The sequence below is a fragment of the Candidatus Hydrogenedentota bacterium genome (assembly GCA_016791475.1).
Taxonomy (GTDB): Bacteria; Hydrogenedentota; Hydrogenedentia; order Hydrogenedentales; family JAEUWI01; genus JAEUWI01.
The window spans coordinates 1-11,413 of record JAEUWI010000101.1 but is presented as its reverse complement, the minus strand read 5'-3'; the positions used below and the strand labels follow the sequence as shown (position 1 = coordinate 11,413).

Genomic DNA, 11,413 nt, shown 5'->3' with positions numbered 1-11,413 from the left:
CTGAAGGCTGAAGGCTGAAGGCTGAAGGCTGAAGGCTGAAGGCTGAAGGCTGAAGGCTGAAGGCTGAAGGCTGAAAATGGGTCTTATAAGTCTTATGAGTCGTATGGGTCAGTATGAAAACTGAAAATCCCATAAGACCCATAAGACCCATAAGACCCATAAGACCCATAAGACCCATAAGACCCATTTGGACTATTGCCATGACCACCATCACCGCATTGCCAGCGCCTTCGGCGCGCGCCGCTTCTGACGGCCGCTTCGAGTGGGCCACCTTTCTCACCGGGTGGCTGCTGATGCTGACGGCGGTTTCCCAGCTCATTCTTCGCTCGGGGCTGTGGATCTATCATGGTCATCTGATGCCCGCCACGGTACTCACCCTTATCACGGTGGCGTTTCTCTTCCTGCTTCGTCCCCGCCTGGGCTCTTACCACGAGCTGCCAGCCGTCATTTCCGCCTTCGTTATCTTCATCACGGTACTCATTGGCTTGACCCACGTACTCGGCAATGAGGGAGACTGGCCCCTGGCCCGCCTCTATCAGTCCCTGCAAGGCCAGGCGATCTCGTTGCTTGGACTAGTGACGGGGGAAGGTACGGCCACCTTTTTCCTGAGTCCTCTCTATCTTATCTGCGCATTTGTGCTGGTGCTGTCCTTCGCGTATCAGTCGTATGCGGGCTTCATCCTCTTCATGATCCTGCCCCTGGCCTACGGCCTTTACCCCTGGAACCTCGGCATCCTCACGGCCTACCTGCTCTGGTTTGCGGGCTTCCTCCTCATTGCCCGGGAGACGGTCTATCTCCCCCGCGCGGTGGAAGAGCGCCTGCCCCTCCGTCCCGCGCTGCGCGAACTGCTGCTGGAAGCGCGCGAGCGGCCCCTGACCGAACGAGAAGTGCTTTTTTACCTCGGCGGACAGGATGGCGACGACGAACACCAGGCCCAGGTCAACCGCGAAGTCACCGCCCTGGCCGATGCGGGCCTGCTGGAATACAGCCGCGACACGGGCAAGGTCTACGCCACGAAAATATTGGAGCAGAGTTATTTGCCCCAGCCGGTCGCGAAGGTTATCGACCTGCTCAGCACGCTGGCCGGTGGCATGGTGCTCCTGCTCGCGGGTGCCTACCTGCTCATGCCCGCCGATCTCCTTCCTGAAGCACTGGTGGGGCCGATTGGCTTTCTGGATGATATCGTGCTGTTGGCGCTGGGAAGCCTGCCGCTGGGTGGACGGATGTTGGGATTGGTGAAGGGGCTGATGGGACAACGCGGGGGGCGGTGAATGGGCTTGGTGCAAGTGGTGGGCTTTTCCTTGATTGCGCGAGGATGCGGGGCGCAAAATCGAGTGAACTGACACCGCGCCCGGCCCAATCAACGTCGGGGCCATTCGGGAGTACCTCCATGAGATTCGCCGCGCTCTTTCTGTTCACTGCCATGATCGCATTTCCGGCCATCTCCGAAAGCGCAACCGCAGCGGACGATATCCAACACAACATCGCGTGGGGTGAGGCCGCCTTCCCGGCCACGGGCGCTGCTCTTCCTCCGATCGCGTTTGTCTACGGCGGCCGCCCCTCTTCCGAGCTTCTGCCCGCGTGGACGCGCTCCGTGGAAGCGGAGGTAGCCGATGGCGCGATGCGCAAGCGCACGGTGGTGTATCACGATCCCGCATCGGGCTTCGAGGTGCGGATTGCGTGCCGGATATACCTGGACACGGCGGGTGTGGATTGGACAATCTTTTTCGCCAACCGGGGCAATGTGGAGAGCCTCCCGCTGGAACACGTACGGGCCCTGGCCACCGCCGAGAGCGTCGGCGCGGATGCTGCAGTCACCCTCCATCAATTGCGCGGAAGCACGGCCGGGGCCACGGACTGGGAACCCTTCGACACACCCCTGTCTGTGGGCGCACGGGTCGACTTTGCGCCCCAGAATGGTCGCTCTTCGAAGGAGGCCTGCCCCTTCTTCACCTGCGCGTGGCCCGGGGGCGGCGTGGTCACCGCCATCGGCTGGACCGGGCGATGGAACGCTTCTGTACACCGTGAAAACGATACCCTGCGCATCGAAGCCGGACTCCAGTCCCTGCGCACAACAGTCCGGCCGGGCGAGTCGATTCGCGGGCCACGCATTCTCCAGTTGCGCTATACCGGCGAGGACCCCTGGCGGGGCTACAACGCCTTTCGCCAGACGCTCCTGCGCCACATCAGCCCCCGCATCGACGGGCAGCCGGTGACGCCGCCCATCGCCCATCTGAGCACGGCCTTCTACGAAATGGACGACGGCACTGAGGCGGATGTACTTTCGCATCTGGCATCGACAAGGGGACTCGGTTTCGAGTACTTCTGGCTCGATGCCTATCGCGGACGGGAGCGCTTTCCCACCATCGGCAACTACGTGCTCCCCGTGGATCGCGAAGTGGACAAGACGCGCTTTCCCCGCGGGCTGGCGCCCATCGGCCAGGCCGCCCGCGATGCGGGGATGAAATTTCTCCTGTGGTTCGAGCCGGAGCGCATTGCCCCCGGCACGCTCATGGCCACGGAGCACCCCGACTGGGTGCTGATGCCCCCGCCGGATCGCATGGGCTATGGCGGCATGCTCCGAATGGACCTGCCCGAAGTGCGGGACTACACCACGCGCTACCTTGACACCGCCGTGAAGGAATACGGCATCGACTGCCTCCGGATCGACAACGCCGTGGACTACGGCGTGACCTGGTCGCTATTGGACGAAGCCGATCCCGCCCGTGCGGGCCTCGCCGAAATCCGCTATGTGGAAAGCCTGTACCAGCAGTGGGACGAACTCCTGGCCGCCAATCCGGGGGTCTTCATCGACAATTGCGCCTCCGGCGGGCAGCGCATCGATCTGGAAACCTGCGCCCGGTCCATCCCCCTCTGGCGCACCGACGGCACCATCGGCCCGCTCCTCGGCCACGACTACAACGAAGCCGCGATTCGCAATCAGGTCATCACGGCGGGACTCAGCCGTTACCTCCCCTACCACACCAGCGGCCAGATGGGCGCGACGCCGTACCTCTTCCGCAGCGGCTTCAATGCGGGCGCCTCTTTCTGCGAGGACATCCGCGCCGCCGACTACCCCCGCGAACTCCTCGCCCAGGGCATTGCCGAGGGCAAGCGCATCCGCAAATACTACGCCGGCAACTTCTACACCCTCTCCCCCATCTCCACCGATCCGGCCGCGTGGTGCGTCCTTCAATACCACCGCCCGGCCCAAGGCGACGGCATGATCCTGGCCTTCCGCCGACACGCCGCCCCAGAAGGCAACTTCCCCTGCGCCCCCCGCGAAATCGAGCCCGCCGCAGCCTACGAAGTCACCCGATCTCCCGGCTACGTACCCGAAAGCGCCGTACGCATGAGCGGTGCGGACCTCGCAGGGTTGACCTTGGAAATTGCGGAGCAACCGGGCGCGCTGCTGCTGGAATACCGTCGGGTGGATTGAGCAGAGACTCCTCTCGGTCTGGGAAAGCTGCGAGAGGTGGCAAAGCCCACGGGCAAGCTCACGGCGGCGATCCACTCAGCACCGCGCAGACGCTCAACCGGCGGGCCGCATATAGTGGTACGACTCGCCCCAGGCCATGATCAGAACGAGGTGATCGGACGCAAGCAGTTTGTCGTAGGTGCTTTGAATGTATTCGGCGTCGCCCCAGTAGGCCATGCGGTCCCAGCAGGGGTGGCCCATCTCGATCATGTGTCCGAAGATGGTGAGTTTCGGGCGCGTCCCTTCCACGTAGCGCAGGGGATCTTCCATCCAGCAGTTGGTCATGACCACATCGATATCCGAATGGTCGCCCATCTGGTCGATCCACTCGAAGTCTTTCTGCTCGGGGTCGGTGGGATCGTTGTATTGGTCGCCGTTGTGGACGAAGGTGAGGCCTTCGGGCGTCTTGACGACGACGTTATTGCAGAGTGCCTTTTCCTGGTGGCCCGGGTTCACGATGACGTCGAGTACAATCTTGCCCTGCTGGACGGGGAGCTTCTGCACCTCGTGAACCTTGCGCTCCATGAAGGTCAGGCCGTTGTGGACGGTGGCGATATCGAATCCCAGATCCTTATAGCGGCCCGCATCGGCGAAGGTTTCCGTCGTGGCCACCACCGGCTTACCCTGTTCGATCATTTCACGGGCAATGAAGGGGTCGGCGTGGTCCTGGTGGAGGTGGCTGATGAACAACACGTCGCACTGGGCCGCGAGGCGCTTCGCCACGTCGTCGTCGATGGGAAAATCGGGGGTGGGGATGGAAACGATTTCCCCGGTGAGATCCTGGCCCCGTGTCCGGCTCGGGCCGCGAAAGAGATCGAAGCCCAGGGTCACTGTTTTCGTTTTGACGACAAAACCGTGGTTATAGAGCTGCCAGATGCGCGCGCCGTCGGAGACGGTAGTTGATTCAATCTCGGTTACGGCGGCCCCGATGCGTTCGTGGTGGAAGGTGATTAGCTCGGGGCGGTTGGGCGCATAGGTCTCGTGGGTTACGGCATCGAGGAGACTGAAGGCCATCTTCCGTTCGAGGCCGGGCTTCGGCGTGGGCGGAAATTGGGCGAGCACCTCGCGCACGCGCTTGAGAAATACTTCGGCCTGGCGGGAAATGTAGTGGTCGTCTTTATCGCTCAGGAGCGGGCTGATGCGCACGCGTGCGGGCTCTTCGGCGGGGGCGGAGTAGAGGCCCGCTGTGATAACGCCAACGGTGATGAGGGCTGTAATTGTAAGTCGCATTGGCCTGAGTCTCCCTGACTGCGTCGCGCCCGTTGCCCCCAATAATTTCTCACGTGCTCCATTCAATCACAGCACCCGGCGAACGTGCAAGCCACTTCCTTGTTTGCGCTCCGCCGAGGCCGTGCTACAATACCGCCGGAAAGATTCCACTCCTGGAGGATCAACCATGACTCGGTTATCTTGTGAAGTACCCGAACCACTCGCGCGCCGGGTCGAAGAGAAGGCGGGCGAAGTACACCTGTCTGTTTCCGAGTATCTCGTCAAGCTGCTCGAGCGGGAAGTCGGCGACGGCTGGCCCGAGGGCTATTTTGAGAATGTGATTGGGTCTTGGCAGGGCGACCTGGAACGGCCCGAGCAGCTCGAGTATGAGAAACGCCTGGAACTCGAATAATGATGCTTCTCGACACGAATACCTGCGTCCACATCTTGAAAGACTCCGATGCTGCGCTTGTAGCGCGCTTTAGCAGGGAGGATGCGGGGCGGCTGAGTATTTGCAGTGTCGTCAAATCAGAGCTCATCTACGGCGCATGGCACAGCCAGAGAGTCGAAGCGAATCTCCAGGCGCTTGAACGATTCTGGAATCCCATTGCAAGCCTGCCTTTCGATGATCGCTGCGCGGAAGTCGCCGGCCGGATTCGCGCCGATCTTCGGGCCAAGGGAACGCCCATCGGGGCGAACGACCTGCTCATCGCCGCCACGGCCCTGGCTCACGAAGCCGTGCTGGTCACGCACAACACGCGGGAATTCGCGCGCGTATCAGGATTGCGGCTGGAAGATTGGGAATGCCTTTGAGGGTTCTCGGATGACTTGGTCTGTCGGGAGGAGTTCAACGAACATGATCGGCGAGATTCTAAAGTTCATGCGGTGGAACAAACGCAATCGGGCGTTGCGCGCATCCGTGCAGAGCACCATAGAGAACGAAGGTGGCATGGTTGAAGATGTAACGATCATCGGAATGTTACTGAAATCGCCATTTCCTTCCATCAACTTCAACCCTGTATATCTGAAAGTGCCCGCGCGCTACGCTGATGACCGGGGAGTCTGGTACATCTGTGAGACGGAGAATACCGTGCACTGGGTGTGGAGCAGTAGCCTGGGATTGACTGTGCCGCCGACGCAACGCACGTTACATGTAAAAGTTGACAACGACGTCGTGGCGCTTTCGCGCTCACTTAGTGTTTTTCTCTACATCCTGCTAATTTCCGCGTGCGTTGGCATTCCGCTCGCGTACTTGGCACTAACATAACCAAGTGTGTCGCTACCCTCATCCGCAGGCCCGCCATTCGGTGTTTGACTTCAGTTCTTGGGACGCGAATAAAGGTCAATACTTTAACGCAATCTACGCGGGGTTGGACGACTATCGTCCGATGGAAGAAATGGTCAAGCTTGCTCTTTGCGACTTCGCTTCGCACGAAGACGAGTGATTCGATCTTCCACCTGCGCGATCATCTCCCCTGTTTCAATTGCCGTCGAGCTCGCCAGACTGCGCAGCCGCTGGCGCAGGGCCTTTTCCGGGTCCTGAAGGTGCGGATTGGATTGTTCGAGCGTCTTGCTTTCCATGACCGTATTGTACACGATTTCGGAAGTGTCTTGAAGGTTTGAGTTCGCTCCTACACCGTCGGTTGGAAGAATAGGACGGATACGACCGATTGACCGATCCGTCGTATCCGCCCTATTCGTCCTCTCTTTGAAAAGGCATCGCTTGCGCGTTACGCCAATATCGCCTTCACCACCTGACGTGGTTCGACGCCGGAGAGGCGCACGTCGAGGCCCTGGTATTTTACCGAGAGGCGCTCGTGGTCCAGACCCAGGCAATGGAGCACGGTGGCGTGGAGGTCGTTGACGTGGACGCCGTCTTTCACGATGTTGTAGCTGAAGTCGTCGGTCTCGCCGTGGACCATGCCGGGCTTGATGCCGCCGCCGGCCATCCAGAGGGAGAAGCACCTTGGGTGGTGATCGCGTCCGTAGGTGGTGTCGGTGACTTTGCCCTGGCTGTAGACGGTGCGGCCGAATTCACCGCCCCAGATGACGAGGGTGTCTTCGAGCATGCCGCGCTGCTTGAGATCGGCCACGAGGGCGGCTGAGGGCTGGTCCGTATCGCGGCATTGGCTGGTGAGGTGGGCCGGCAGGTCGTTGTGGTGGTCCCAGCCCATGTGGTAGAGCTGGACGAAGCGCACATCGCGTTCGGCCATGCGGCGCGCGAGGAGGCAATTGCGGGCGTAGGTTCCGGGCTTCTGCACTTCGGGACCATACATATCGAGGATGTGCTGGGGCTCGCCTGAGATATCGGTGAGATCGGGTACGGCGGCCTGCATGCGGAAGGCGAGTTCATATTGCTCGATGCGGGTGAGGATTTCCGGATCGCCGGCGGTGCTGTACTTCTCCTGGTTGAGCGCGCGGAGCTGATCGAGCATCTGGCGTCGCGTGTCGGTGTCGCAGCCGGCGGGATTGGCCAGATAGAGCACGGGGTCGGCGGCACTGCGCAGTTTGACGCCTTGATATTGGCTGGGGAGCATGCCGCTACCCCAGAGGCGATCATAGAGGGGCTGATCATTGGGGCGCCCCGTGCCGCGCGAAACCATCACCATGAAGGAGGGCAGGTTCTGGTTGGAGGAGCCGAGGCCATAGGCCACCCAGGCGCCCATGCTGGGCCGCCCCTGAAGCTGGGACCCGGTCTGGCAGAAGGTAATGGCCGGGTCGTGGTTGATCGCTTCGGTGTGGACCGCGCGGAGGATGCACAGGTCATCGGCCACACCCGCGGTGTGGGGCAATAGCTCGCTGATCCAGGCGCCGCTCTGGCCGTACTGGGCGAATTTGAAGCGTGAGGCGACTACGGGGAAGCTCGACTGGCCCGAGGTCATGCCCGTGAGGCGCTGGCCCATCCGAATGCTGTCGGGCAGCTCGGTCATGTTGAGGGTGTGCAGATTGGGCTTGTAGTCGAAGGTCTCGATCTGGGTGGGCGCGCCGGATTGAAACATGTAGATGACACGCTTTGCCTTCGGCGCGAAGTGGGCGACTGCGGCGCGGCCCGCATCGCTGTCGAGTGCGGCGGCGGCATTGCGGCTGTTCAGCCCGCCCAGAAGGCCGAGCGCGGCGGCGCCGAGGCTGCATCCGCTGCGGGCCAGGAAGTCGCGGCGGTTAATCTGTTGGGCAAATTTCAGTGGGTCCATGGTGTGTGATTCCGTTGATTATATTTTCGGGCCGGTGGGCCGGGTGGAATTTATGGGTCTTATGGGTCTTATGGGTCTTATGGGTCTTATGGGTCTTATGGGTCTTATGGGTCTTATGGGTCTTATGGGGCCTATGGGGCCTATGAGGGCCTATGGGGCGTATGGGGCTGGAAGCGGCGCAAACTGGTTTCATTCACCATTCCCCTGACCCTGTTTCAATTTTCGACTTCGTTACTCTCGTGTAATAGCTTCATCCAGGTTCATGAGCACACCCGCGACGGTGGTGTAGGCCGCGAGTTCGCCTTTTGGCAAGGATTCGGGAACGGGCGACTCGCCGTTGGTGACAAGCTGGGTCGCGGCTTCGGGATTGCCATTGAACTTTGCGGAGAATCCTTCAAAGCCTTTTGCCAGTGTATCCAGCTCGGTCTGGGAAGGGCGGCGGCCCGTGGTCAGGCGGAAACCGTAGGCGATGCGATCGCGGGGATCTCCCTGGGCCTCGGCCATCATGCGCTGGGCCAGATTGCGCGCGGCCTCGATGTAGGTGGGACCGTTCAGCAGGGCGAGCGCCTGGAGAGGCGTGTTGGTACGACCCCGACGAACCAGACATTTCTCGAAGCTCGGCGCGTCAAACGAGGTCAACGTGGGATGGGGCACGGTGCGCTTTCGATAGGTGTACAAGCTGCGGCGATAAAGGTCGGCGCCATGACTTTGGACGTAGGGACCCTGGCCCGCGCCACCGGCCAGCTCGTCCCACAGTTTGTCGGGCTGATAGGGCATGACGGAGGGCCCCCCGAGACGTCTCCGCAGCAGGCCACTGGTGGAAAGCATGGTGTCGCGCACGGTTTCCGCAGAGAGGCGGTAGCGCAGCGCTCGGGAATAGAGCAGGCCTTCCGGATCGGCCGCCAGAAGCGCCTCGCTCACGGTGCTGGACTGGCGATAGGTCGCGCTGGTAACGAGGGTCTTGAGCATGGCCTTGATGTTCCATCCGGACTCGACGAAGTGCAGGGCCAAGTGGTCAAGCAGGGCGGGATTCGCCGGCGGTGTGGATTGCACGCCGAAATCTTCCGTGGTCTTGACAAGTCCGACACCGAAGAGAGACTGCCACAAGGCATTAACGGCAACGCGGGGCGTAAGGGGGTTTGCGGGATCGGCCATCCACTGGGCGAGTCCCAGTCGGTTGCGCGGCGCGCCCGCTTTCAGGGGCGGAAGAAAATCGGGGGTGTCGGGCTGGAGCGGCTGGGTGGTATCGGGGGCGTCATAGACGCCTCGCTTGAGTACGTAGGTGGGCCGGGGCTCGGTGCGCTCCTGCATCACCATGACGCTGGGAATTTCCCTGGTGAACTCGTTTCGCGCTTTCTGGGCGGCGTCGAATGCGGCCTGCTGGGGCTTCACCTGCAGGGCGATTCGGGCATCGAAATGGGCGCGCAGCGTCTTGGCCTGCTCCTCCGGTACTTCGGCGGGCAAGGCCGCCGCAAGCGCGCTTTCCAGGAGGACTTCAGGCTCGGACTCGGCCAGGGCGCGATCAAAGAAGGCCAGGTCGGAAATCGCTCCTTTCAAATAGGTGCTGGCGGTGCGCTGGCCGATGCGCAGGGGTTGCGCGGTGTCGATGGGGCCGGTGAGGACGTCCTTCTCCACCTTCACGCCCACGGGTATTCCGTTAACGTAGAGGCGCAGACCGGAAGCCTTGCTGGAACCGTCGTAGGTCAGGCAGAAATGGGACCACGCGCCGGGGGTGAAAGCGGGCTCGCTGACGATCTTGATGGCATTGCTGTCCCAGGCGTTGATCACGTGTACATCGATGCGACCATCGCCGAAGGCCAGCATATCCACTCCGCGAAATCCATTGGCCTCGTCCATCTTGCTGAAGAGGGCACCATCGCCGTCGGGACGGGCCCAGAGGGAAACACTGAAGGGTTTCTCGCGATCAAAGGTGAATCCGTCGCCCAGGCTCAGCGTGGCCTCGGGCGTACCATTGAGCATCAGGGCCTGTCCCAGCAGTCCCGAAGTCCAGGTGGGCGCGGTCGACGTCGCGCTCGGGGGGAGTTCTCCCCGTAGCGGAGCCGCGAAGCGAGGCGCCTGGGCTTCACTCGCGGGCGTGACGGTGCGCAGGGCGGCGAGCCAGGCGTCGTAGTCCGCGCCAATGCGGGCCCGCTCACCTTCGAGGGCCAGTCGCGCGCGATTAACTTCGCCGTCGAGTTCGTTGAGCTTGCGCTGCTGCTCGAAGCTGGGCAGGTACACCTGGGGGCCCGTGTTGCCCCGGGTCTCCTCGTAAAATCCCTTGTCTTCGGTGCTGTTAAAAAAGGCGTAGAACTCGTAGAACTCTTTCTGTGTAATCGGATCGTACTTGTGATCGTGGCAGCGGGCGCAGCCCATGGTCAGACCAAGGAAGGCCGTGGAGGTGGTCTCCACGCGGTCCACGATATTCTCCACCTGCCACTCCGCTTCGATGGAGCCGCCCTCCGTCACGGATTTGTTGTTCCGGTTGAAGCCCGTGGCGATACGCTGGGACTCCGTGGCGTTTGGCAGAAGGTCGCCCGCGATCTGCTCGATGAGAAATTGATCGTAGGGCATATTGTCGTTGAAGGCCCGGATGACCCAGTCGCGCCAAGGCCACATGACCCGCTGAAAGTCGTTCTGATAGCCGTTGGTGTCGGCGTAGCGGGCACTGTCGAGCCAGTGGCGGGCCATCATTTCGCCATAGTCGGGGGAGGCGAGCAGTTGGTCCACGAGACGATCATAGGCGTCGGGCGCGTTATCCATGACTAATGCGTCGACGGCTTCCAGTGAAGGCGGCAGGCCGGTGAGGTCGAGGTACAAGCGGCGGATCAGCGTTTCACGGCTGGCCTCGGGCGAGGGGGCGAGCCCTTTGGATTCCAGACGCGCCAGGACGAAGCGGTCGAGATCGTTGCGTGGCCAGGTGCCCAGAGCGACCTCCGGCGGCGCCGTCTTGACGGGCGGGGTGAAGGCCCAGTGCCCCTGCCACTTCGCGCCTTCCGAAATCCAGCGCTGAAAGAGTGCGGCCTCTTCGGGACTGAGGGCCGGCTTGCCGGAATCGGGCGGAGGCATCACTTCTTTTGGATCGGTGGACAGGACACGCTTGATCAGCTCGCTGGTGTCGGCCTGACCGGGAACGATGGCCGTCTTCTTGGCGTCCGCCTCCACGTCAAGCCTCAGCTCGGCCTTGCGCTGGCTCGCATCGGGGCCGTGGCACGCAAAACACCGGTCGCCGAGGATCGGCAGGATGTCCTGCTGGAAGTCAGCGGGTGCGGCTATTGCCCCGGTGGAGGACAGGGCCGCAAGGCAAAGGCCCAGGGTGCGCTGGAGGGAGTACTTCATGGATGTTGCTCTCTTGGGTCCGGGCGCGCGGGCCGGAGGGATAAAAGAATCTGAAAGGACGGGCGCGCCAACTCTCCCAAATTGAAGCACAACCGCCCCGGCAATGCAAGCCCGACGCCCTGGGTGTCGGAACTCTTTAGAAATGTCCCCATCCTTAACTCAATGAAAATGTCCCCTCCGCGTTTTGCTTTGCCATGAT

Annotated in this window: 9 protein-coding genes; 5 read left to right on the top strand and 4 right to left on the bottom strand. The window is 61.9% G+C overall.

Annotated features, from left to right (window positions below):
- Window positions 1-1,091 precede the first annotated feature (1,091 nt).
- Both JNK74_27915 and JNK74_27910 read left to right on the top strand, forming a co-directional pair.
- Window positions 1,092-1,271, top strand: a complete 180-nt coding sequence (locus JNK74_27915) for a DUF1232 domain-containing protein (protein MBL7650018.1) — start codon at window positions 1,092-1,094, stop codon at window positions 1,269-1,271.
- Window positions 1,272-1,390: 119 nt separating this feature from the next.
- Window positions 1,391-3,439 carry an alpha-galactosidase gene (locus JNK74_27910; protein MBL7650017.1) on the top strand — a complete coding sequence of 683 codons (2,049 nt, stop codon included), beginning with the start codon at window positions 1,391-1,393 and terminating at the stop codon, window positions 3,437-3,439.
- Window positions 3,440-3,532: 93 nt separating this feature from the next.
- Here the strand turns inward: JNK74_27910 and JNK74_27905 are convergent, their stop codons facing one another.
- Window positions 3,533-4,708 carry an MBL fold metallo-hydrolase gene (locus tag JNK74_27905; GenBank protein ID MBL7650016.1) on the bottom strand — a complete coding sequence of 392 codons (1,176 nt, stop codon included), beginning with the start codon at window positions 4,706-4,708 and terminating at the stop codon, window positions 3,533-3,535.
- Window positions 4,709-4,874: 166 nt separating this feature from the next.
- Between JNK74_27905 and JNK74_27900 the strand changes: the two genes are divergently transcribed.
- The 3 genes from JNK74_27900 to JNK74_27890 are packed head-to-tail and all read left to right on the top strand — an operon-like array spanning window position 4,875 to window position 5,954.
- Complete coding sequence (locus JNK74_27900; protein MBL7650015.1) at window positions 4,875-5,099, top strand: hypothetical protein; 225 nt, start codon at window positions 4,875-4,877, stop codon at window positions 5,097-5,099.
- Entirely contained in the window at window positions 5,099-5,500 is a 402-nt protein-coding gene (locus JNK74_27895) for a type II toxin-antitoxin system VapC family toxin (GenBank protein ID MBL7650014.1), read from the top strand. Before JNK74_27900 ends, JNK74_27895 begins: the two co-directional genes overlap by 1 nt.
- Window positions 5,501-5,543: 43 nt before the next feature.
- Window positions 5,544-5,954 carry a hypothetical protein gene (locus tag JNK74_27890; GenBank protein ID MBL7650013.1) on the top strand — a complete coding sequence of 137 codons (411 nt, stop codon included), beginning with the start codon at window positions 5,544-5,546 and terminating at the stop codon, window positions 5,952-5,954.
- Between the two features lie 134 nt (window positions 5,955-6,088).
- Here the strand turns inward: JNK74_27890 and JNK74_27885 are convergent, their stop codons facing one another.
- The 3 genes from JNK74_27885 to JNK74_27875 all read right to left on the bottom strand — a co-directional run bounded on the left by JNK74_27885 (window position 6,089) and on the right by JNK74_27875 (window position 11,214).
- On the bottom strand, window positions 6,089-6,268 hold the full coding sequence (locus JNK74_27885; GenBank protein ID MBL7650012.1) for a hypothetical protein: 180 nt from the start codon (window positions 6,266-6,268) through the stop codon (window positions 6,089-6,091).
- Between the two features lie 149 nt (window positions 6,269-6,417).
- A complete protein-coding gene (locus JNK74_27880) occupies window positions 6,418-7,878 on the bottom strand; it encodes a DUF1501 domain-containing protein (GenBank protein ID MBL7650011.1) in 1,461 nt (486 codons plus the stop codon).
- 231 nt (window positions 7,879-8,109) lie between these two features.
- A complete protein-coding gene (locus JNK74_27875) occupies window positions 8,110-11,214 on the bottom strand; it encodes a DUF1553 domain-containing protein (protein ID MBL7650010.1) in 3,105 nt (1,034 codons plus the stop codon).
- Window positions 11,215-11,413: the final 199 nt, after the last annotated feature.

Bases quoted from the DNA above. Each gene is read 5' to 3' on its own strand.
- JNK74_27915 (MBL7650018.1), top strand. From the start codon at position 1,092: ATGGTGCTCCTGCTCGCGGGTGCCTACCTGCTCATGCCCGCCGATCTC.
- JNK74_27910 (MBL7650017.1), top strand. From the start codon at position 1,391: ATGAGATTCGCCGCGCTCTTTCTGTTCACTGCCATGATCGCATTTCCG.
- JNK74_27905 (MBL7650016.1), bottom strand. From the start codon at position 4,708: ATGCGACTTACAATTACAGCCCTCATCACCGTTGGCGTTATCACAGCG.
- JNK74_27900 (MBL7650015.1), top strand. From the start codon at position 4,875: ATGACTCGGTTATCTTGTGAAGTACCCGAACCACTCGCGCGCCGGGTC.
- JNK74_27895 (MBL7650014.1), top strand. From the start codon at position 5,099: ATGATGCTTCTCGACACGAATACCTGCGTCCACATCTTGAAAGACTCC.
- JNK74_27890 (MBL7650013.1), top strand. From the start codon at position 5,544: ATGATCGGCGAGATTCTAAAGTTCATGCGGTGGAACAAACGCAATCGG.
- JNK74_27885 (MBL7650012.1), bottom strand. From the start codon at position 6,268: ATGGAAAGCAAGACGCTCGAACAATCCAATCCGCACCTTCAGGACCCG.
- JNK74_27880 (MBL7650011.1), bottom strand. From the start codon at position 7,878: ATGGACCCACTGAAATTTGCCCAACAGATTAACCGCCGCGACTTCCTG.
- JNK74_27875 (MBL7650010.1), bottom strand. From the start codon at position 11,214: ATGAAGTACTCCCTCCAGCGCACCCTGGGCCTTTGCCTTGCGGCCCTG.